At 31.7% G+C, this 23,550-nt stretch carries 21 protein-coding genes; 12 read left to right on the top strand and 9 right to left on the bottom strand.

Features of this window, described 5'->3' with window-relative positions; translation table 11 throughout:
- Nucleotides 1-41 precede the first annotated feature (41 nt).
- From VEU72_03210 to VEU72_03195, 4 genes are all read right to left on the bottom strand, one after another.
- Nucleotides 42-980 (bottom strand): NAD-dependent epimerase/dehydratase family protein, encoded by a 939-nt coding sequence (locus VEU72_03210; protein ID HYL66142.1) that lies wholly within the window; start codon nucleotides 978-980, stop codon nucleotides 42-44.
- 53 nt (nucleotides 981-1,033) lie between these two features.
- Nucleotides 1,034-2,308: a DegT/DnrJ/EryC1/StrS family aminotransferase gene (locus VEU72_03205; GenBank protein HYL66141.1), complete on the bottom strand. Its 1,275-nt coding sequence runs from the start codon at nucleotides 2,306-2,308 to the stop codon at nucleotides 1,034-1,036.
- Between the two features lie 4 nt (nucleotides 2,309-2,312).
- Nucleotides 2,313-3,332 (bottom strand): SDR family NAD(P)-dependent oxidoreductase, encoded by a 1,020-nt coding sequence (locus VEU72_03200; GenBank protein HYL66140.1) that lies wholly within the window; start codon nucleotides 3,330-3,332, stop codon nucleotides 2,313-2,315.
- A 131-nt stretch (nucleotides 3,333-3,463) separates the two neighbouring features.
- Entirely contained in the window at nucleotides 3,464-4,630 is a 1,167-nt protein-coding gene (locus VEU72_03195; GenBank protein ID HYL66139.1) for a glycosyltransferase family 4 protein, read from the bottom strand.
- Between the two features lie 149 nt (nucleotides 4,631-4,779).
- Here VEU72_03195 and VEU72_03190 point away from each other — a divergent pair, with 149 nt between their 5' ends.
- A complete protein-coding gene (locus VEU72_03190) occupies nucleotides 4,780-5,721 on the top strand; it encodes an SDR family NAD(P)-dependent oxidoreductase (GenBank protein HYL66138.1) in 942 nt (313 codons plus the stop codon).
- A 37-nt stretch (nucleotides 5,722-5,758) separates the two neighbouring features.
- Here VEU72_03190 and VEU72_03185 read toward each other — a convergent pair whose 3' ends face one another.
- The gene (locus VEU72_03185; protein HYL66137.1) at nucleotides 5,759-6,604 is read right to left on the bottom strand and encodes a polysaccharide deacetylase family protein; all 846 of its coding nucleotides are present in this window, start codon (nucleotides 6,602-6,604) and stop codon (nucleotides 5,759-5,761) included.
- A 91-nt stretch (nucleotides 6,605-6,695) separates the two neighbouring features.
- On the opposite strand from VEU72_03185, the gene VEU72_03180 reads away from it, so the two are divergent.
- Nucleotides 6,696-7,748, top strand: coding sequence for a GNAT family N-acetyltransferase (locus VEU72_03180; GenBank protein HYL66136.1), 1,053 nt, complete (start codon nucleotides 6,696-6,698; stop codon nucleotides 7,746-7,748).
- 10 nt (nucleotides 7,749-7,758) lie between these two features.
- Here the strand turns inward: VEU72_03180 and VEU72_03175 are convergent, their stop codons facing one another.
- From VEU72_03175 to rfbB, 3 genes are all read right to left on the bottom strand, one after another.
- Complete coding sequence (locus VEU72_03175; protein ID HYL66135.1) at nucleotides 7,759-8,805, bottom strand: glycosyltransferase family 2 protein; 1,047 nt, start codon at nucleotides 8,803-8,805, stop codon at nucleotides 7,759-7,761.
- 72 nt (nucleotides 8,806-8,877) lie between these two features.
- Nucleotides 8,878-9,954: a glucose-1-phosphate thymidylyltransferase gene (locus VEU72_03170; GenBank protein ID HYL66134.1), complete on the bottom strand. Its 1,077-nt coding sequence runs from the start codon at nucleotides 9,952-9,954 to the stop codon at nucleotides 8,878-8,880.
- 20 nt (nucleotides 9,955-9,974) lie between these two features.
- Nucleotides 9,975-10,964 (bottom strand): dTDP-glucose 4,6-dehydratase, encoded by a 990-nt coding sequence (gene rfbB / locus VEU72_03165; protein HYL66133.1) that lies wholly within the window; start codon nucleotides 10,962-10,964, stop codon nucleotides 9,975-9,977.
- 134 nt (nucleotides 10,965-11,098) lie between these two features.
- Here rfbB and VEU72_03160 point away from each other — a divergent pair, with 134 nt between their 5' ends.
- The 8 genes from VEU72_03160 (at nucleotide 11,099) to VEU72_03125 (ending at nucleotide 20,680) form a co-directional block, all read left to right on the top strand.
- Nucleotides 11,099-12,151, top strand: coding sequence for a hypothetical protein (locus tag VEU72_03160; GenBank protein ID HYL66132.1), 1,053 nt, complete (start codon nucleotides 11,099-11,101; stop codon nucleotides 12,149-12,151).
- A 356-nt stretch (nucleotides 12,152-12,507) separates the two neighbouring features.
- Nucleotides 12,508-13,620 carry an MBOAT family O-acyltransferase gene (locus VEU72_03155; protein ID HYL66131.1) on the top strand — a complete coding sequence of 371 codons (1,113 nt, stop codon included), beginning with the start codon at nucleotides 12,508-12,510 and terminating at the stop codon, nucleotides 13,618-13,620.
- A 50-nt stretch (nucleotides 13,621-13,670) separates the two neighbouring features.
- Complete coding sequence (locus VEU72_03150) at nucleotides 13,671-14,123, top strand: WxcM-like domain-containing protein (GenBank protein HYL66130.1); 453 nt, start codon at nucleotides 13,671-13,673, stop codon at nucleotides 14,121-14,123.
- 69 nt (nucleotides 14,124-14,192) lie between these two features.
- Nucleotides 14,193-16,070, top strand: a complete 1,878-nt coding sequence (locus VEU72_03145) for a hypothetical protein (GenBank protein ID HYL66129.1) — start codon at nucleotides 14,193-14,195, stop codon at nucleotides 16,068-16,070.
- A 320-nt stretch (nucleotides 16,071-16,390) separates the two neighbouring features.
- Entirely contained in the window at nucleotides 16,391-16,585 is a 195-nt protein-coding gene (locus VEU72_03140; GenBank protein HYL66128.1) for a hypothetical protein, read from the top strand.
- Between the two features lie 46 nt (nucleotides 16,586-16,631).
- The gene (locus VEU72_03135) at nucleotides 16,632-17,738 is read left to right on the top strand and encodes a 6-hydroxymethylpterin diphosphokinase MptE-like protein (GenBank protein HYL66127.1); all 1,107 of its coding nucleotides are present in this window, start codon (nucleotides 16,632-16,634) and stop codon (nucleotides 17,736-17,738) included.
- A 61-nt stretch (nucleotides 17,739-17,799) separates the two neighbouring features.
- Nucleotides 17,800-19,455, top strand: a complete 1,656-nt coding sequence (locus tag VEU72_03130) for a radical SAM protein (GenBank protein ID HYL66126.1) — start codon at nucleotides 17,800-17,802, stop codon at nucleotides 19,453-19,455.
- A 52-nt stretch (nucleotides 19,456-19,507) separates the two neighbouring features.
- The gene (locus VEU72_03125; protein ID HYL66125.1) at nucleotides 19,508-20,680 is read left to right on the top strand and encodes a DegT/DnrJ/EryC1/StrS family aminotransferase; all 1,173 of its coding nucleotides are present in this window, start codon (nucleotides 19,508-19,510) and stop codon (nucleotides 20,678-20,680) included.
- A gap of 3 nt (nucleotides 20,681-20,683) precedes the next feature.
- Here VEU72_03125 and VEU72_03120 read toward each other — a convergent pair whose 3' ends face one another.
- Nucleotides 20,684-21,550 (bottom strand): polysaccharide biosynthesis protein, encoded by an 867-nt coding sequence (locus VEU72_03120; protein ID HYL66124.1) that lies wholly within the window; start codon nucleotides 21,548-21,550, stop codon nucleotides 20,684-20,686.
- A gap of 194 nt (nucleotides 21,551-21,744) precedes the next feature.
- Here VEU72_03120 and VEU72_03115 point away from each other — a divergent pair, with 194 nt between their 5' ends.
- Entirely contained in the window at nucleotides 21,745-22,731 is a 987-nt protein-coding gene (locus VEU72_03115; GenBank protein ID HYL66123.1) for a Gfo/Idh/MocA family oxidoreductase, read from the top strand.
- On the top strand, nucleotides 22,728-23,549 hold the full coding sequence (locus VEU72_03110) for an SDR family oxidoreductase (protein HYL66122.1): 822 nt from the start codon (nucleotides 22,728-22,730) through the stop codon (nucleotides 23,547-23,549). Before VEU72_03115 ends, VEU72_03110 begins: the two co-directional genes overlap by 4 nt.
- The last annotated feature ends 1 nt before the right edge of the window (nucleotide 23,550 follow it).

The raw sequence follows: 23,550 nt of genomic DNA, 5'->3' as shown, positions 1-23,550 counted from the left end.
AAATGCTCAAACAATATGGTAGACTGTTATTCACCAGATTTTCATTTGTTATTTTCTTGCTGTCTTTCATACCATTCTATAGTTTTCTTTAAACCGTCTTCTATATTCACAATTGGAATAAACCCTATCTCTTTTTTTGCTTTTTCGATATTAAGACAACGACGTGGTTGTCCGTTTGGTTTTTGTGTATTCCATCTTATCCTGAGATCTGCATTCATTAATTTAATTATTAATTCTGCCAATTCTTTTATGGTAATTTCTTTACCACTTCCTATATTGATTGGTTCGCTTTTTTCATATTTCTCAGCTGCTAAAATAGCAGCTCTTGCGGCATCATCTACATATAAAAAGTCTCGTGACGGGCTTCCGTCTCCCCAAAGCTCAATTTCGTGTTGATTAAGTATTTTTGCATCATGAATTTTTTTTATCAAGGACGGTATTACATGGGAGGTACTGGGATCGAAATTATCACCTGGTCCATATAGATTTGTTTGTACAAGCACTATTGATTTAAAATTATATTGTTGACGATATGCATCTGATTGAACTATTAACATTTTTTTGGAAAGACCATATGACGCATTTGTTTCCTCAGGATATCCTTCCCAAATTTTTTCTTCAGAAAATGGTACATCCACAAATTTGGGATAACTACACACAGTACCTATAGCAATAAATTTTTTTACGTTATTCTTTCTGCTTTCTTCCATCATCAATGTATCCATCATTATATTATCATAAAACACAGAACCGGGATGATCTTTGTTATACCCTATGCCTCCAACATTTCCTGCAGCATGAAATACAATATCTACACCTTTTGTAATCATTGCACAATTTTCAGCAATTCTCAAATCACAAGTATCTGAACGTGGTACTGTGATGTCTTCTACTCCTTTTTCTTCAAGGAATTTTACTATTCTAGATCCAAGGAATCCTGATCCGCCTGTTACTACAGTTTTTTCCCCTTTCAAATCCATTTATTATTCAATGATGTTGACGCTAAATAACGATTTTCAAGAATTACAAAGGCTCATCGTTTCCACAATTTGCATTCTATGAACTGTGCTATCACATCTACAACATATTCTCGTTGGGGCTTATCTATTTCATGATGATTTCCAAAGAAAAATGAGTTACGCATAGCTAATTTTGAATTTTCTAATTTACCATACTTTGCATGAGGAATAAACTCTATAGTTGGTTGTTCTAAAAAGTTACCTGACATTATTGGGCGCGTTTCTATTTTCTTTGTCTTCAAATAATTTAACAAATGTTTTCTGTCAAAAGGAGCGTCTTTTTTAATTGTTAATGGATAACAAAAATAAACCGACCTTGTATGGGGAGTTTCCTTAGTTAGTATGAAGTAATCTTCATATTGTGAAAATCTCCTACTCCAATATCTTGCATTTTCTTTTCTTATTTTTATGAAGTTTTCTAGTTTTGCTATTTGATGAATGCCAAAAGCTCCTTGAATCTCTAAAGGCCTAAAATTATATCCCAAGTTTACAAATAAATATCTTGGATCTATGTGCGGGTATTTACTCATGAATTTCTCTTTTAGTTTGAGATCTCGAATCCAACCAAATGCTCTTAATGCTTTTGACAATTCGTGCAATGATTCGTCATTCGTTACTACCATTCCACCTTCCATGGTGGTGATGTGATGAGAAAGAAAGAAACTGAAAGTTCCTATGTCTCCTAATGTTCCGACCTTTTTTCCTTTAAATTCTGCGCCGTGAGCTTCACAACAATCCTCCATTATCAGAAGATCTTTTTTTGTAGCTACTTCTTTTATAATAGACATGTCACAAACGTTACCAAGTAGATGTACTGGCAAAAGCAAGGAAGTATTAGAAGAAACTGCTCTATCCAAATCGTCTGTTTTCATGCAGAAATTTTCTAAATTGATATCCACGAATTTTGGTTTTAAATTAAGATTGTATAGAGGATATACTGTAGTAGCCCATGTGACTGCAGGTGTTATTACTTCTGTATTTTTTTTAATCCTTCGTTGGAACCAAGGATTAGTTAATGCTGATAGCGCAACTAAATTAGCTGAAGAACCAGAATTTACCATTGATGAAAAACGAGATTTGATGTATCTTGAAAAAAGATGCTCAAATCTCTTTACTTTCTTGCCCATTGTAACATTTGTGGTAAGCAGTGAATCCAATGCTTCTATAACTTCATCTGGCCCAAACGCTGGCTCGATAAGAGCTATTCTAGTTTTTCCAGGGATGAATTCGTGTCGCTTTTCAAAGTTCTTTCGTATTAATTTGATAATTGTTGGTTTTACTGAGGTCATGATTTCATTTCTTGTGACTTAGGTTCATTCTGTATGTTTTTGCCCATCCCTCAAAAGGAGTAGCAAAATCTGGTGAATTGTTCCTCATCCAATCTATTGTTTTTGTCAGACCTTCGTCAATAGGTACTGTGGGTGTCCACCCAAGTAATTTTTTGGCTTTGTGATAATCGCATACCAACTTTTGAACATCAAATGGTCTAAATCGTTCTTTATCTATCACTATCTTGACCTTTTTCTCGAGAATTTTTGCTACCAACAATACAAGGTCTTTTATTTTATAACTTTTGTTGCTTCCTATGTTGATAGTTTCTCCTATCGCTTTATCTTCTGTCAGTGCTGATATTATTCCTCTAGCTGTATCTGAAACATATGTAAAGTCTCTGAATGATTCAACATTTCCTAATTTCACAAAATTCTTGTTATGAAACATCTGGCTTATTATTTCTGGAATTATATATGGTTGAGTTATCCTTGGTCCATAGCTATTAAATGGCCTTATGATAACAGCTGGAAAGCCATGCTCTTTATGTAAAGTAAATATCGCTCTTTCCCCGGCAAGTTTACTTGTTGCGTATGTTGATTGTGGTAAAGTTGGGTGTTCTTCTGACATTGGAACAGTTTTGGCACTACCATATACTTCACTAGTTGAGATGTGAACAAAACCTTTGATTCGCTTGGATCTAATTGCTGCCATTGCCATGTTAATAGTACCCTCTGCATTTACTTTGAAAAATTCTGCAGGATAATAGTATGAATCAGGTATGAATGGCAAAGCTGCAAGGTTTATTATGTAATCAGATTTGTTGACAACTTCGTTTACCTTCACAGAATTTGTAATGTTGCCTTTGATCTGATGAACACCAAGAATTTCATCCAAATATCTTCTTCTACCAGAAGAATAATTATCAAACACAATTACTTTTGCTCCCAAACCATGTAGCTGTCTTACAACTTCAGAGCCTATGAAGCCTGCACCACCAGTAACAAGAACTCGTCTGTTTCTTAATCTGCTATTTTTGTTCAATGGCAAAATTTCTGTACAAGTGGTATTAGAACCATTTGTTTATCACCATTGTCTAAATGATTATTGGAAATTTTAGATTGTACTTTATACATTTTATGATTTATATAGTAACACCTAATGCAAAGGTTAACTTAACCTGTGGCCCTGTCAAAAATTTCTTTTAAAATAGAATTTTTATGTTTCATTGAAAATTCCCCGCTTTCAATTGCATGTTGTGCTTCTCTTCCTATACTATGACGTAAAGATGAATCATCAATTAACATCCTCATACAATCCTTGGTTTTATCTATCATTGACGTTCTGAATTTTTTCATAGTGTCAATGGGAGGATTTGAATATTCATTTGGACATCCATATTTGGTGTAAAATAACCTAGAATCTGGCAAGTCTATTAACATTCCATTTTTCATATGGGCTATAGCTTCTGGTATGTTGTAGAGATTGGTTGCTATTACTGGAATCCCATAACTCATAGCCTCCAAAGTTGACAAATTCAAGGCCTCATATCCTACATGTGGAAATATGTCGGCAGAGCGATAAAGGTCCTCCATTTGAGCATCTGACAGGAGAGTGTCTATTATCTTGATGTTTGGATACTTGCTTGTTCTTTTTCTTACCTCTGGAGTAACACTTGATCTGATCACAAGCTCAAGATCATCATATTTGTCTTGTAATTGAATAAAAGCCTCTACATTTTCATACAGCGCCTTGTACATCTCTCTCATTCTTCCACATTGATTTATGCTGCCAACAAAAAGCATACGAATTCCAGATTTTCCTACATAGTTTCTTTTATTTTTAGGAGGTACTGTGTATCTCACAACTCTTATCTTGTCTTTGAATGCTGTACAATTAATTGAATTTTGCAATGTATCTGAACCCCAATTACTCCATGGTAAGATGGCTTTGCATTCTTTTGACTTCAATTTTTTTGAAATTGAATTTCTTACCAAGTAAATGTTACAGTAACCAGCAAGTGCATTTACAAATTCAAGATCAACAACCCACGGTTTTTCTGTTTTGAGAAGGTGTTGAGCTGCAAAAATTAAATCACAGTTATTATAATCGATTTTTTCACCTCTCAATTGTATGGTAAGATATGGTAGTGCACCAAATTGATACAAGAATCTTTTATAGAAATTATTGTCTATTTGGAATGTGACTTTTGTAAGTGGGCTTTTTTCTTGCCCGCTTGGTGTCAGAATTTTATAGCCTTGAGGCGGATTCTTGATCATCTCATTGTATAAGCCATGTAATATGGCACCTTTGAATCGAGTTTTAAGAATTACATTTTTCAATATCTTGTATTTTTTCTTGTTTACTCTATATTACTCTTCAATTGCTATCTATTTTTGTAAATTCGATAAGTTCATGATATGAGATAATATTAAATTCAAACTCTGTAATGCTAACTATGATGATCTTTGATTATTTTAGGGTGCAGTAAATGAGAGTACTAATTACTGGCGGAACAGGATTTGTGGGAAGTCATCTATGTGATGAATTGCTAAAAGATGGACACGAAGTTACGCTGTTGGCAAGAAATGATGACAAAAGACAGAATGTTATACAAAATCTAGACAAAATACGATTGGAATATGTCGATGTTACAAATTTTACTCAACTTGAAAAAAGTATAGAAAATAATAATCCTGAAGTTATATTTCACCTGGCCGGTGAGACTTCCCATAAGAAATCATTTGATAATCCTCTCTATGATGTGGACGTGAATTCAAAATCTACTCTTTGCATTTTGGAGAAAATTAAGAAAATAAATCCAAAATGCAGATTTATCTTGGGTAGTACATTCATTGTAATAGGAAGACCATCTCAACTTCCAGTTACTGAAGAAACGGCTTGTAATCCCACAACTGTTTATGGTATCAATAGGCTATCAAGCGAACACTTTTCAAAAATATATCATAATGTATATGGTTTAGATACTGTTGTATTTAGAATAACGAATTCTTTTGGACCTAGAGAGCAGTCAGAAACTCCGATAAAAAACGCTCTGAATTTCTTGATATATCAAGCATACAAAAGCAAAGAGGTCACAATTTACAACAAAGGACAATTCTTTAGAGATGTGATTTACATTTCTGATGTTGTATCATCTCTTAAAACTCTGATGAATAAAGGAAAATCTGGAAATTTGTATTGGATCTCATCATATAAGAAAACTTGGTTTTATGAAATAGGAACTTGGTTGGAGGAACTAACAGGTTCTAAAATAAAATACATAGATCCTCCACAATACACTGAAAAAGTCGATGTGGGAAATTTTCTAGTGGACAATACAAAACTGAGTTCTCTAGGATGGAAGATCGAGGTTCCTGTAAAAGATGGGATAAAAAAAACAATTCAATTCTTTGAAAAAGAAGGAAAATAACTAACAAATTATGAATAGTTAATTTTGTGAAATTTTTTTAAAACGAAGACACGCCTTTTTGAGAAATAAATCTTTCAAAAGAAGTAAACTTGAATTTCTTTATCAAAGTGTCCATCTTGGAAAGTGCTTTACCAAGATTGTGATATGTAATGAAACTGTCTGAGAAAGGCAAATCAATTTTTGGCATTAATTCAGGTGTGAGTTCCCAGGAATGAATGAAAAATGTAGCAGGAATACCTTGTTTGTTCTCATGTTTGATTGCTCTTTCTATGATATTTAATGGAAGAAATCTCAAATAAAATCCTCCACAAGCTGGAATTGTATACCCCATAATGCGTGTAGTTAACATGGGAAATTCGATTATTGTACCAACTGGATCGTTGTGTTCTAATGTTGAACTGGTTATTCTATATGGTTTAGTTTCTGCGTTAGGAATTCCATATAATTTTGTTTTTGCAGGCACTACACTGCTATCATACTGATAGTTATGACTTGACAAAACATCGATTAACCATGAACTAGAGTGGTTTAACGAAAATGAAGGTGCTCTGAAACCTTTTGACCGCTTGGAAGTAATCTTATCAAATAGCTTTAATTCTTCTATGAATTTCTCTTTAAAGTTTGGAGCATCTATTCTAGTGTGATACATGGTGTGAAATGCAATCTCATGTCCGCCATTAGTTATTTTGTCCAAAAGTTCAGGTCTTGCTTCAATTAATTCTCCTACGATAAAAAAAGTAGCAAAAGTTTCATTTTTACGCAGCCAATCTAATATCTTGTTTATACCATTTATTACCGTGGGATTCTTTTCTTTTCCGGTTATGTGACGTTGGATAAGTTCTGGGTGAAACCAATCCTCAAAGTCTATTCCGAGGAGATTCATCTTATAGTTACTCTTTGAGATTTGATCAAGTTTATATCCTTTCAGAGAACTCGCAAATACTCATATCTTATTGTAATCAAAATTAAACCATATGATATTTTCACAGTCTGGTAATTTGGAATATGATAAGGATTCTATTCTAAAACTAACACGAAAAATCTTTGGTGAAACAGAGATATCTAATCCCGATTTTTTTGAATGGCAATATTTGAAGAACCCGGAAGGAAACGCCATTGTTATAACTGCAAAAGATGATGAAAATGGTAATTCTGTTGTGGGAGTTGAATCTATACTTCCAATGAGCATCATTGTTAATCAAAAGATCGTGAAAGCATCACTATCATGTAATTCATACGTAGATCCAGATTATAGGAAAAAAGGAATATTTTCTAAGCTAATTTCAACCGTTCAAGAAGAATCTGTAAAAAAAGGAATTTCATGTATTTACGGAGTTGCAAATGATAACTCGTTTAACTCATTTATGAAGAAGGGATCATTTGAGATTGTTGATCTGCCAATTTTATTTCGGCCATTACGATTATCAGATTATTTTTCTTTTCCTTTGAATGTCATTTTGCGTCCTTTTGATAATTTATGGAAAGTTGACAGAAAGATCAATCCCATGATATCTGATTATGATGTAGATTTTGATGAAAGTTTTGAGATATTGTCTGAAAAAGCAAGCAAAAGAATTCCTATTATTCAAAGACGAACAAAAGAATTTCTTAACTGGAGATATAGAAATAATCCGACAAGAAAGTACAAGACCTTTGTATTGAAGAAAAACTCTATACTAAAAGGATACACAATTGCAAGGAAAACTCAAGTAAATGGCAAATCAGTTGGAATAATTGTAGACTTTGTGGTAGATTCTGATGAAAATAGTGAAGTAATCAAGGACTTGTTAATTGCAACACTTGAATATTTCTGGAATTTGGGAGTATCATTTGTAATTGCAACATGTGGAACTTCTGCATTGGAATTCCAATTACTTCGTCAGAATGGTTTTAAAATTGCACCAAAATTCCTAAAACCTCAATCCTCTCACTTTATACTAATTCATTCTGATTCAAACAGCGGGATGGAACAATTAAAGAAATACGATAACTGGTTCTTTTCATTTGGTGACTATGATGTTTTCTAAATATGTGATTCTACAATAATGTTTTCTTTGTAATTTTACTCAAGTTTGATATTATGGAATTAAAAATTCTGTTAGCAAATGAAGTTGATAGGAAATTAGGTACTAACATATGATTAGGAAAATCTTTTATTAATTCTTTATCGGCAAGTATTTTCTTAGACTCTATTTCTTTATATTTCTCCGATATTTTTTTTCTATTTTTTATAATGTCTGAATAAGCTCGGAATTTGGCACCTATGAATCCTTTTGATAAATAGAAAAGGAGCACCATTATTTCTACAGCTATCAGAGCAGGTAACATTTTGTAAAATGTCTTTTTTGAATAGTGAGTCAGTAAACAATAATGTCGGTTTCTCTCTAACCAAAAGAACTTTTGTGCACTCCATCTCAAATTATAACTAGCAAGATGATAGATAGTTGTTGAGGGTATATAGTATGATTTTATGCCTCTTTGTGCGGCTCTCCAACCTAACTCTAGGTCATCATGATACAAAAACAAGAATGGATCAAAATAACCTATGTTGTTTAACACTTCTATAGATGTAAACAAACATGCACCTGATGCATATCCGATAACTTCTACTTTCCCATATTGACCTTCATCTATCTCTCCTCTTCCTTTTGGATAGCCAAAACCAAATACATGTAACATGTTACCCGCACTCTCAAAGACTCTGTTCTCAAATGCCAATATTTTTGGTTGATAGAGAGCTTCTCCGTATTTGTTATGAGCTGCTACAAGTTCATTTAGCCAATTTGGTTCCACTTTAGTATCTGGATTAAGTATTGCCACATACTGTCCTCTTGCTTTCCTTATGCCAACATTATTTCCTTCACAGTAACCAAGATTCTCTTTATTTTCAATTAAATGAATCTCGCTAAATTTTTCCTTGCATTTTTTATAGCTTTTATCAGTAGAAGCATTGTCAACCAAAATTACTTCATAATTATCATAATTTGTTTTAAAAATAGACTCGATACAATTTATCAGCAAGTCGCCTGCATTATAATTTAGGATTACTATGCTTACCAATGAATTAGAGTGATCTTTTATCAAACTGTTCTTACTGTCTAGCTTAATCTTAGGTTATTTAACATTCTCAAATTTATCTCAGAAATTATTTCTACCTTAAAGTGAAATTTTAGTACCTTCACCTAGTAAGAAAATTTTGTTTTTGTTATTGTCATCTTTTGATATAATTTCAGAATTAAATGCAATTATACTGTCTCGTATTTTAATATCGCAATCAATCTTACAACCTGACATTATTATAGAATTCTCAATATTGCATTTAGCTATGTGAGATTCATCTCCGATGCTGGTATTGGGGCCTATCTGCGTTCCAGCATGTATCGTACAATTTTTTCCTATGATTACAGGTCCTATAATTTTTGAACCAGTCTCAAGTAAAGTATTTTCACCAACCATTACATTTCCAGTAATAAAAACATCCGTCTCTTTTTTTCCAAGAAAATACGGCTTCATGTCTTCTAAAATGACATTGTTTGCATGTATGATATCTTGGGGAGTTCCAGTGTCTTTCCAATAGTCTGTTACCATATAATAGGTGATTTTATTACCTTCTTCCAAAAGCATCTGTAAAGCATCAGTAATTTCAAGCTCATTTCTCCAAGAAGGTTTGAGTCTGTCTATTATTTCAAATATTGTAGGTGTCAGAAAATAGATTCCAGTTACTGCAAGATTTGTAGGAGGATTCTTTGGTTTTTCCATTATTTTTTTAATAACTCCATCTTTAACATCTGCTATACCAAATTGTGTGGGGTTACTTACCTCACAAAGTAAGATCGATGCTTTAGCATCAGATTGTTGAAAATTTATTGCATAATCAGAAATACTTCGCTTAAGGATATTGTCTCCAAGAAAAACTATGAATTTTTGGTCATTGACAAATTCTTTGCACAAACGTATTGCATGAGCAATTCCACGTGGAGAATCTTGTTCAATATAAGTTAATTTTACACCAAATCCTTCTCCTGAGCCATAATATTCTTGTACTTTGTTTGAACCCAAACCGCCTATGATGATAGCAATATCAGTTATTCCTGCATCTCTAAGTGATTCTATACAATATTGTGACATTGGTTTGTTTGCTATTGGAAGAAGTTGTTTAGGACCTGTATGAGTTAAGGGCCTTAATCTTGTACCATGTCCTCCATGCAAAATTATGCCTTTCAATGAATTCATAATCGGTTATTTTATTTAGCTTATCTAGTTTTCCAAGGATTGGAACCTAGTTCTTTTGCTGTAGTCTTTTTCCACCATTTTTTGTTTCTAAGATACCAGTTTATCGTATATTCCAATCCTTTCTCAAAATTATGTGACGGTTTCCATTTTAATTCCTTGTAAATTTTAGAAGAATTCAAGCTATAACGAAAATCATGACCTGGTCGATCAGTTGTAAAATGAATTAGATCTTTTCGTTTTCCCATGATTTCTAGTATTTTTTTTACTATTGTCAGATTATCTATTTCATTGGAACATGAAATATTGTATGATTCGCCTTTTTCCCCCTTGAAAAAAACCTTCAGTAAAGCATCACAATGATCCAGAACAAATATCCAGTCACGAATATTTTTCCCTGTTCCGTATATTGGGATTTTTTTATTATTTTCTGCTAGAAAAATTACTTTGGGAATAAGCTTTTCTGGAGATTGATGGGGGCCATAATTATTTGTGCACCTTGTGATTATTGCATAGCAATCATAAGTTGTTACATATGACTGAACAAGTAATTCTGCAGAGGCTTTTGATGCAGCATATGGACTAGAGGGATTAAACGGATATCTTTCTGGGGCGCTGCCCGTTTTTAAACTGCCAAAAACTTCATCAGTTGAAATCTGGATGAGTTTCTTCCTATGTTTTCGTATTGCCTCTAGGATTGTATAGGTTCCAAGTATGTTGGAGTTTACAAACGGTTTTGGATTGGAAATACTTCTATCTACATGAGATTCTGCAGCAAAATTGATAACAGCATCTGTTTTTGAAACTAGTTTGTTAATTAGTTTTTTATTAGTTATGTTGCCTTTTACATATTTGTAATTTTTATTATTCTGTAAATCAATTAGATTTTGTTTATTAGAACCAGGGAGCTCTGCATCAATATTTGTAATTTTGAAATTTTTATTCGTGGCTAATACATGTAAAATAAAATTACTACCAATAAATCCTAATCCTCCAGTAACTAATAGTTTCATAGTAAATTCTATAATCCGTGTTTTGTTTTCTTTATTTAACATTATACATTATTGAATATACAGACGATGGCAAAAAACATAAAATTATTCGTAATAGAATACTAAATAAATAAACATTTTGTCATATACAGTGATTGAATTTTACTGCAAAAATTGCGATCTCTGCTATCTGCGCAATTATTATAGCGTTTTCTATTTTGTTTGTTGTTGATTTTTTCCAACAATACTCAATTCAAAATAACACTAAAGAATTTTCAAAAGCATTAGATCAAGAAGACCAAGAAAAGATAACTCAAACAAAATTTCTCTCACAACATTTAGATCCTAACAGAAATAAAATTTATCTAATAGGGTCTAGCCACATAAAACCATTAAACACTACTTACATTCAGGAGGAATTATTAAAAAATAATCAAGATTTTGATGTTTATAATTTGGCAATAGGTGCTGATAGCCCTAAAGAAAGATTGAAGAATATGGATCTTTTGATTTCATCTAACCCCAAAATTGTTGTTTATGGTATTTCATATCGTGATTTTATGGATCCATTCCCTTCTGGGCAATTAGCAAGTAAACCTGCTTCTTTTTTGCCTGATGCACATGACTTTTTTAATGAAATACCGACAAAATTGCTTTCAAATTATGATCTTGGGTTTATAGAAAACCCAAAACTTGTAACTCTAACTGCCTTGAAATTACTAGAAAATAATGTAAATGAATCAATTAAAAAAAAATCTACTGAAAGTATTTTATTAGTACGTCCATATCCAAACGCACTTTTTAATGATAGCAAAAACGATGTTCCTAAAAGTGACGCTGAATTAAAAAACACATTTTTTGTAGAAGGTGCATCTTTTAATGGAATTGGAGATTATAATAAAAATGTAAATTTAATTGCATTAAAAGAAATCATAGCCAAACTACAGCAAAATAACATCAAAATCCTAATTTTTACTACCCCCCAATCTAAATATTATTTAGACGCGATGCCAAGTTCTGAAAAGACCTCATTTGATACTCTGATACAAAATTTATCAAAAGATTACAAAGTAAAAATTTATTCTCTTGAGGATAAATACAAAGATCTGTCCATATGGTACGATCCTCAACACATTGCCATATTCAATAATACTTCAATCTACAGTAAAGATATCTCAAAGATAATTTTAGAAGGAATTAATCAATAATGCTTTTTAACACTCTTGATTTTGTTATTTTCTTCATTGTTGTTTTAGCTATGATTGTAATTATTAAAAATCGCAAGTTTCAACATCTATTTCTTCTGTTTGCAAGTTACTTTTTCTTCTATTATTCTAGCAATTATTTAATTTCACTTTTACTCTTCACAACTATTTGGGATTATTATTTTGGTCGGGCTATTTGGAAAGCAAAAAATATTAAAATAAAAAAAGCGCTTTTGATAACCAGTCTGGCTGGAAATCTTGGATTATTGGGTTTCTTTAAATATTCCGATTTTGTTGCAACACAATTCAATATTTTAGGTCATTACTTTAATCTAGATACTCACCTTCCATTACTCAATTTGGCATTGCCAATTGGAATTTCATTCTACACCTTTCATTCAATAACCTATACTGTTGGGATTTATCGTGGAATAATTACCCCAGTACGTCTTAGAGAATATGCACTTTTTGTTGCATTTTTTCCTCAATTAGTAGCTGGCCCTATTATGAGAGCACATCAATTTTTGCCCCAACTCAGAGAAAAACTAGAAAATTCAGGAGCAACTTACAAACTAAAACAAATCTTACTTCACAATTCTAACCTGAAATTTGGAATTACGTTGATGGCATTTGGGTTTTTCAAAAAGATGTTTTTTGCCGATAACATAGCACCATTGGTTAAAGACGTATTTAATTATCCTGTAGGAAGTGAATCATTTACCATTATTTTGGGCACAATTGCCTTTGGAATTCAAATCTATTGTGATTTTTCAGGTTATACCGATATCGCATTGGGTGCCGCAACAATTCTTGGATTCAAACTTCCTCTTAACTTTAACAAACCGTATTTTGCCACTTCACCATCAGACTTTTGGAGACGCTGGCATATCTCATTGTCATCCTGGTTAAGAGATTATCTTTACATTCCGTTAGGTGGAAACCGCAGATCCTATCTTAGAACATATCTGAATTTGTTCATTGTCATGTTTTTGGGCGGTCTTTGGCACGGTGCATCCTGGAATTTTGTCATATGGGGAATGTTACATGGTTCGTATCTTGCATTACATAAAATGATTGTTGATAAAATTCCAATTCTTAAAAATCATGTGTTTTTCAAAAGTAAGATTGGAATAATGTTATCTGTTTTCATTACCCAATATTTTGTGTTTTTAGCTTGGATTGCTTTTCGAGTAAATAATTTTGATTATATGATTTATTCTATGAAAAAATATGTTTTTCTTGATTTTCAAACTACATATACAATACCGTTTTTGTCATCTCATAAAATTCCATTTATGTTTATGATATTATTCATTTCATTACATTATATTTCATACAAAAAGATAAACTTGCCAGAAAAAATATCTAATTATAAATTAAGGTATTGGATTGTATTCTTAGTAGCAATTACACTTTTGATTTTATTGTTTTTTGACGGCAAACCTGAAGATTTCATATATTTTAAATTCTAGTCTATATTCTATAATCAAGACTTTTATTTGAACAAACTTTTAAAACAAATATGGGAAAAGGTACCATAAGTTCTGTAAATCTAGAAAAACATACTACTAAAGATACTAATGATCAACATGTTAATGGAACATTGACTGTAGTCTGGAGAGATTGGGATAACATAATAAAAAATCATCCCAAAATGGTATATGTAAGTTCGGTTAATCCAGGAGAGATAAAAGGGCCGCATCTTCATACTAAACGTAACAGCTATTTTGTTTGTATTCACGGTAAAGTTGTTTTCATTGTTAGAGATAAAAATGGTAAATATAACGAAATAGAATCAAGTGATGATAATCCAGTTTTAATACACGTTCCAAAAAATTGCTCTTCAGCTCATCTGAATATATCAAGTGAAATTTCAAGAGTATTAGCATTAGCAGATATTGCATGGAAACCAAATGATAATGAAATGAAAAACGTGACTTTTGATGATTATGATTGGTCAAAATGGAAGAAATAGGGAAATTAAATTGAATAGTATTATTCATCTAAGATTTTTTGTAAATCTTGCTGTATTATAAAAAAGGAAATGACCTCCACAATTTTCATAATAGAAGGAAATACTAACATTGAAAAACTTAAGAATGAAATGACGAAATACTCTGATTGTAAATTATACGCATTAAATTATGCTGCTCATAAGAACCTCGATCAATACAACATACCACATGAGATAGCAGAAGATCTCCTTAGAATGGAAGATAGAAGGAATATAGATGATAAATCCATAGATATAACGAAAATTTGGCATGAACATGAGCTAATAAAGAAATTCCTTGTTTTTCAAGAAATCAACTTGGGCTCTCTTATAGAAATGGAATTGTTACATTATTTCATAAAAATATATGGTGATGCCGCCATGATTAATACAATAATTGAAAAAGAAAACCCGAAATTAATAATATCGCATACGTTTCTTTCTGACTATTTACAACGAATCTGTGAAAATAAGAATATTCAAGTATTCTCTCACAATATTAGACAACCTTCTTCACAATTTGATAAAATAAACATAAAATACAATGTGGGTTCTTATCCAATTTCTATTACAATATCAAAAAATACTTTCATACAAATTAAAAATTTTTTTAATAAATCAATTAGTTTGATCTTTAAATTAAAACCTGAGCCAAATAAAATACACAAAAAATCTATTCTTTTATTGGATTTTGATCCTGTGAAATATAACATCCTTATAAAAGAATTGTCTAATTTGGATAAAAATATACTATTATTAAACCAGCGCAGACCTGCCATTTGGAATTTACAAAGTTTCAAAATAGTCAAAAATTCAAATTGTAAAATAATACATCTTCAAAATTTTGAAAAAAATATTCATGAAAAAATCAAATCTGAAATTCAAATACTTGAGTCTAACTTAGAAAAGATGTGGAGTTTAGATTCAGTTTTCGAAGAAATTTTTTCTATTTTCTCATTTACTTTGTGGTATTCCATTAAGGAATCATTCATGCAAATTTGTAATTCAAGGTTCCAAGAATCTGTTCAAAGAATTTTATTAGCTAGTGAAATGTTTAACACTTTCAATTTATCTGTAATATTTGAATGGGCTGAATCTGCTCAGGAAGAAAAGGAGATCATCTTTCTTTCTAAAAAAAGAAATGTAAAATCGATTTTACTTCAACACGCTACTGATCTATCATCTGTTATATGGGATAAGTATAATGCAATAGTAATAAATGGTTATACACATTTTATTAGCGATAAACAGGCTTTATGGGGACCACAAGTGAAGAAACGTGCACTTACATATGGAAACAAAGAAGAAAACTTGCTAGTAACTGGAAGTCCAAGACATGATGATTTTTTTAAATCTGCTGGTACAGGAAAATCAAAAGGAATTATACTCTTTGCCACAACTGCTGTTACTGGAAGAATTTCTTTTGAACAAATACATCTGGATGCTTACATAAAATTTGAAAGTTTTGTAAGGGAAGTCTGTAGATTGGCTAGAAAATTTCCAGACAAACAGTTGATAGTTAAACCACATCCTCAACCAGACTCTCTAAGTAATATAACAAAGATAATTAAAGAAGTAGATCCATCGATTCCAATTCTATACAATGCAAGTTTAATCGAATTAATTAATTCCTGTGATCTGCTCATCACATTTAACAATTCTACTGTTGTTTTAGAATCAATGATACTTGGCAAACCTGCTATTTCTCTCCAAATTGAGAAATGGACCGAGGAAGACCAACTAACAAAATCTAATGCATTTCTATCAATATCCAAGATAGAAGAAATAGAAAGCGGAATGAAGAAAATTCTATATGATAAAGATTATACAAATCAACTTTATGAAAACTCGAAAAAATATCTAAACAGTTCTATAGCAAATCATGGTATTGCATCACACGAAGTTGCAAAATTATTAGACAGCTTTTAATTTTAGTATATTTTCAAAAATATAAAGGGAAACCTATTTTTAACTTACAGAATATAGTATTCCATTGAAAAAAAATTGTATTACATGTAGTGCTATTTTTGAGTGCAATTCTTCAATGAATTGCTGGTGTTCTAGTGTGTCTAGACTCTCAAAAGATGAAATTGATGATCGTGATTGTATGTGTAAAGAATGCCTTTTGAGAAAATATAGTGAACAATTAATCCAAAAATAACATTTTTGTTTAAATTTTCAAAATAAGACCTGTTCTTTTCTACTTTGAAACTACATTCTTAAATATCATAATACGTTATATCGTATAAATGAAAGCGAATTTCAACATTAAAAAAAATCTAGAAACAAATGTAGATGTTGAAAAAAATAAAGATAATGAAGATTCAAAGAAATTAACACAAGCAGAATTCGAGGCGTTTATTATAAAATCTGGTGCAAAAGGATCGTTTATGGTATATAGATCAGATAAGAAAGATGAAGAGCTTGGATTAGAAGAATTATAATTACAATAACAATTTAAAATCAAGGAAAAATTAGAATACTATAGAAATGTCAAAAGACTTTGAATTCTCAATTAATGAAAATACCCTTGTAAAAATGCTTTCACTAAAGAAAGAAGCGGGTTTTGAAAATAAGGGATGGGATGAATGGTTTGATCATGTTTTTGCTAGCGATTCTAATACAAAATCAACACAAGATGAAATAGAAAAAACTATGGAAAAACTTCATTATGAGTCATTTGACGATTGGGTACAAAATTTCTCTATAAATCTGAATAACATCTGGATTGAGTCATCTGCAAGAGAACTAGATCCTACCAAAGATCCCAATTACAAAAAAGAAGAACGCTCTGCTATAGTGATAGGACGGGGCCCTTCTATAAAAAAACACAATCATCTGGAACTGCTTGCAAATAGTGATTACAAGGGATCTATAGTTTGTTGCGATGGAGCATTGATAAATGCCCTAAGTGCCGGTGTCACGCCAGAAAAATTTCAAAAATTTTATGTTGTTACAATAGATCCATATGATCTTGTTAAACAATTCTATGACCATAAAATTGTAGATAAATATGGCTCAAAAATAAAAGGAATTTTTTCAACTGTTGTTAAACCAACTACCGTTGAACGTGCAAGGCACGCAGGAATAAAGATACATTGGCTTCACCCGTTAATTGACAATAAAGAAGGGAGAAAGTCATTTAATCAAATAGCTGCATTAATGGTAAGAGCAAAAAATCACCCTCACGGCTTACCTGCAATACAAACAGGAGGGAACGTAGGAACCTCTTCTTGGTTTGTAAGCTGGCAAATTTTAAAATGCTCTACAGTGGCACTAATTGGAATCAATCATGGGTGGAATGAAGATGATCCTTGGGAACAAATTATATCGCATGGTAGATCTAAATTAACTATATCTGTAGACAAAAACAGCCCTGCATTTCAACAATTATTTCCAAAAATTTACAATCCTGAATTTGATTGTACTTGCATCTTAGATCCACTTTTTCAATTTTATAGCAGTGCATTAAAAGAATTCATTTTACGTTCACCGTCTTGGGTTAATACCGTAAATGCTACTGAGGGAGGATCAATCTTTGGTAAGAGAATATTATGCATGACACTTGCAAAATTCATTGGAAAATTCCATGTTTGAGTCACATGTATTTTTAGCTTGTAACATTAATTTAAATAATCAAATGGCAATAATTAGGTAATTGAAAGTTCTATTTGTCATACCTGAGGTAAGAATCGATAGTGGCCCAAATCACTTTCCTTTTTGGGCTGGTATATTGGCAGCTATTGTTGAAAAAAAAGGCGGGCAAGTTGCAATTCTAGATTTAAATGCACTTAGAGATAATTTTGGAGGTAAAGTCGTACCAAATAAAATAATTGCTGAAGAAATTTCTCTTGAACGATGGGATTTGGTAGGTATTGGTGGTCTTACTACTACTTACGGTCGTATTAAACAATTAGCACCGTTAATTAGAAAATATTCCCCTGATTCAATTTTTATCGGAGGAGGAGGATGGAGTACATACAATCCACACGAAATTCTTCAACTAGTTCCAGAATTTGATATGATGTGTATAGGAGAAGGCGAAGAAACTTTCTCAGAACTTTATGATGAAATAAATCAAGGGACAAAAGATTTTGAGAAAGTTAACGGTTTATGTCTACGTGATAAGGATTCATATAAATTCACTGGACCGCGAGCATTAATTTCTGATCTTAATACAGTTCCATATCCTGCCTATGATCTTATGGAAACTGAAATTTATTTCAAATATTCCTCATTACAATTATCAGTAGAATCCTTTAACTCAAGAAGAAGAGCATCTGTTGTTTGGGAACGTGGTTGTCCTAGAGGTTGTACTTTTTGCTCACATAATGGGATGTCGCGTGGAGATTTGCAGAATATCTATGGTAACGGAAATAGGAAAGAAGGAGAGAAACTTGTAAGAATTTCTGACAAGGAAAATGATACATTTCAGCTACCTGCAAGATGGCCTTCTCCAAAATATGCGGTTGAAAATGTAAAATTGTTAAAAGAAAAATTTGATGTCGACTTTATCTCAATTCTTGATGAGAACATGACAAGTAATTTGAAATGGACAAAAGAATTCTGTGAACTTTATGTGAAAGAAGGACTAGACAAAATTGTAAAATGGGGTACATTAGGTGATGCACCTAGCGTTGCTGTGCAGCCAACTATTGTTCAAACTATGAAAGACGCCGGTTGCGCCTACATCTCATTTGGGTTTGAATCTGCATCTGATAAAGTTCTCAACCAAGATATCCAAAAGGGACAATTACGTGCACACTTACAAAAAACAGTAGACACTGTTAAAAAAGCAAATCTTACACCACTTACGACATTTATGATCGGAAATCCGCATGAAAACATCAATGACTTGATGGAGACTGTAGATTTTTGGATTCAAAATGGAGCAGAAGTTGACCCTTTCATATGTACACCATATGTGGGAAGCCCATTGTATTTTGATTATAAAGAATTCTTACTTCAACAATACGATGAAAGACTAAAACTGGTAAAGGATAATCCTAATTTGAATAAAGAAACAATAGCAAAATGGAAATTACAAGCACTAGACAAATTTATGCAAGATTGTGGTGATGCTACACAGTATACGGCTACAGTGAGCCAATACTTCACTATTCCAGAATTGTTTGCATTGAAGCAATTCATGTATAAACATGATACAAGACGAATGTTACAAATGGCTCATCAAAGATATGAGCAAACTGGATTAGAGCAATGGAATCATAGTGAAAAATGGACTAAGTATTGTAGCGTATGCAAATCTCGTGAAGAATTAAATCCCAAAATAAAAATTTCCTCAAATAATTAACGGTTCTATACTTTAGTATGAGTTAATTATATCGTGTAATTATTGTTTAACATTGAATAATGAAGATGGTAGCGTTTCATCTTGGAAAATTCCTCTCTATAAGATTTACACTGACGATGAAGATTTGAATTTAATCACAAAGATAGTTAGACGTGGAAATAATTGGGCGATGGGTCCAGAAATTAAAGAATTTGAAAATGCAATCAAGAATTATGTTGGTACTGATTATTGTGTCGCATTAAATTCAGGTACTTCTGCTCTACACGCTGCATTTTTGGCATATGGTATAGGGCATGGTCATGAAATTATTGTACCATCATTTTCGTTTATTTCTACTGCTAATTCAGTTCTTTTTGTGGGTGCAAAACCAAACTTTGCAGATATAGAAGAAAGTACTTATGGTTTAGATCCAAAATCTATTTTAACTAAGATAAATCCTCTTACAAAAGCAATAGTGCCAATGGATTACGGAGGTATGTCATGTAATATTTTTGAGATTCAAGAAATAGCTAAACGTAATAATATTTTACTAATTGAAGACGCTGCAGAATCTTTGGGTTCTTCGGTAAAAGGAAAAAAAGTTGGTTCTGTAGCAGATTTGGCAATCTTTAGTTTTTGTGGTAATAAAGTACTTACAACTGGAGAGGGCGGAGCAATAGTAACAAATTCAAAAGAAATTCATGATAGGATAAAATTAATACGCTCACATGGTAGAGTTGATAAAACTGAATATTTCAACAATCCCTCTGAATCACAATATGTGGAATTAGGATACAATTGGCGAATGTCCTCCATAACTGCTGCTTTAGGTATATCTCAATTAAACAAACTCAATAAAATTATTAGAATGAGACAAGAAAACGCAAATTATATTTCTTCTAGAATTTCAAAATATCCTGAGATTAGAGTTCCAACTCCGCCTTCAGATTATGAACATATTTACCAAATGTATACCATAAAGTTATCTGATAAAAAAATACGAGATGATTTACATGATTATCTTTTAAGAAAACGAGTATTTTCTAAAATTTATTTTAATCCCATTCATCTCACAGAATTTTATATGCAAAAAATAGGAACTAGCAAGCTGTCATTACCCATAACAGAACGTGTTTCTCAACAAGTATTAACACTCCCATTGTATCCAAATATGACCTCTGAAGAAAAAGAATTCCTTGTTGAATCTATAGCTGAATTTTTTGAGTCTAAATATCAAAATAACTAAATTTTATGAAGAATATTGCTTTATAATCCACATATTCTTTTTTTCTTCAGCTATTTTTTTTTCAGTCTTTGTTATGAGAACTTCTTCTACTTTTTCTCCTTGTCGTAATCCAATTATTTTATGTTTTTTTGAAAGTTTCATGGCAAGATCCTTAATTTTATGAGATTTCATTTTTGGAACAAAGATTTCCCCTTGATTAACTAGTGGTAAACATTCTAAAATAAAATTAACAGCATCATTTACGTGAAAAAAATATCTTTCCATTGTTATGTCAGTTATTGAAAGCGGTTTATTATTTTTTAATTCTTCATCCCAAATTTCAAACACATTTCCTCTTGTTTCAATTACATTGCCAAAACGCACTGAGGCAAATTTGGTTGGGCTTATATGAACACCAGCCCAACTTGTCAGTCTTTCACCAATTTGTTTTGTGGTTCCATATAAAGTTGAGGCATCAGCTGCTTTGTCAGTACTTATGTTTAAGAATTTTTTTGGTTTATTTCGTATTGACATTTTAATCATGTTGATAGTTCCATTAATGTTGGTATCAATGGTCTCTATGGGATTGAATTCAGAAATTTCAATGTTTTTTATTGCTGCCAAGTGGAAAACTATGTCTGCTTTATTGCCTGCCATTTCAATTCGTTCCTTGTCTGTTATACTACCTAGCAATAATCTTAATCTAGCATCTTTTACAGAACGATTTAATCTAAATAAAGCATGTTCATCTATATCTAACACTCTTACAGATTTAATTGGATATTCTAGGACACTTTTTACTAAAACTGCACCTACACTACCAGCTCCACCAGTAATCAAAATTATTTTATTTTTTAATTCTTTAGTGAGGATTGGGTTCAATTTAGTCATTTTGTCTTTGTTGGTCATAACATCGTGCAAAAATCATTTTAATTCTTTCGCAGCTACCTATAAAATGGATTAGATAATAACTTTTCCTGTTTATTTTAATGATAATTTTATCATTCCAATTGTAATTAAGATATGAGAAACCAAATACTTTAGAATTTGAAAACTAATATCCTTGTTATTTACTTGAAAGATGTTTGAAAGCACTTGTTGTAGGTTATGGCTCTATTGGAAAACGTCATATTGATAATCTATCATCTTTTCCAGATGTAGAAATTTTAGTTTACACTAGGCGTAAGTATGATAGCTTTTTACGAAGAAAAAAATGTAAAATACTCCATTCTTTAGAAGACTGTCTTAACGAAAATCCACATATTGCAATACTGGCCAATGTAACCAGTCTTCATGTTAAGATCGCAATAAAATTGGCAAATGCTGGAATTAATTTGTTCATAGAAAAACCTCTTTCTAACTCAATAGAAAGAGTTGAAACTTTGTTAAAATTAGTAAAAAAAAGAAAACTCGTAACATTAATGGGATGTAATTTTCGTTTCCACCCATGTATAAAGGCAATAAAAAAAATTATTTCTAATAATGAAATAGGAAGAATAATCTCTGTTCGTGTAGAGAATGGCTCATTTCTTCCTAATTGGCATCCATATGAAAAATATCCAAATAGCTATGCATCACGTGAAGAATTAGGTGGTGGAGTAGTATTGACATGTATACATGAAATAGACTATCTGTATTGGTTTTTTGGTAATGTTAAAGAAGTTTTTTCTATTACTGGAAAATTCAGTGATCTAAAAATATCTGCAGAAGACTTATCAGCTGCCTTGTTAAGATTTCAAAATAACATTATAGCTGAAATACACCTAGATTATTTTCAGAGTCCACCTGTTAGAAGTTGTAAGATATTAGGAACAGATGGGACAATTTATTGGGATTTAGATACTAATACAGTTAAAATGTATAATGTAAAAAGAAAAAAATGGATTGAAAAGTTGAAATTACAAAATTATAATAACAATGATATGTACATTGAAGAATTGTCTCATTTTCTAAAATCTATTAAAACAAAACAAAAAACCATTAATAGTATTGAGGAAGGTTTTCGAGTATTGAAAATTGCCTTGGCAATAAAGAAATCTTCAAAAATTAAGAAGGTGATAACAATAAATTGAAAAAAGAAAATTCTATTAATAGATTATTTAATTTAAAAAATAAGACTATCATTCTCACTGGTTCAGCAGGACGTTTAGGAACTCGATTTGCACATGTGTTAAGTGAAGCTGGTGCAAATGTTGTTTTGGTGGATATAAAAAATAAACAAAATAAAAACCTAGAAGAGGATTTAGCTAAAAAATATCATACACATCCAATTGCGTTTGATCTAGACATAAGTAAGCAATCTGACATGAAAACACTAACAAAAGATGTTTTAGCAAAATACAAAAAAATTGATATTTTGGTTAATAATGCACATTTTATTCCACGAGATCATCCACAAAGAGATGCACCTTTTGAAAAATATCCTTTGGAATTATGGGATAAAACAATTACTACGAATTTGAGAGGCCTTTTCTTATGCTGCCAAGAAATTGGTAAAGTGATGTCTAAGCAAAAAAAAGGAGTAATTGTGAATATCTCTTCAATATATGGCATTACTGGTGCTGATCAAAGGATTTATGGAAAAAGTAGACTGAATTCACCAGCTTTTTATGCTGCGACAAAAGGCGCCATGGTAAACCTTACTCGTTACCTTGCTGCATATTGGCATAGACAAAACATTCGAATAAACACTCTTACACTTGGTGGCGTTTTTGATCCAAAGCTGCACAAAGACAAAAATTTTGTTAAGAGATACTCAGAAAAAACAATGCTTGGAAGAATGGCATGCAAAGAAGATTATGATGGGCCATTGTTATTTTTGGCATCTGATGCTTCTTCTTATGTTACTGGTACTAATGTGATAGTTGATGGTGGTTGGACTGCATGGTAAT

It is taken from the genome of Nitrosopumilaceae archaeon, from assembly GCA_035631875.1.
Classification (GTDB): domain Archaea; phylum Thermoproteota; class Nitrososphaeria; order Nitrososphaerales; family Nitrosopumilaceae; genus TA-20.
Note: the sequence above shows the minus strand (reverse complement) of the source record. Positions and strands in the feature narration are given on the sequence as shown.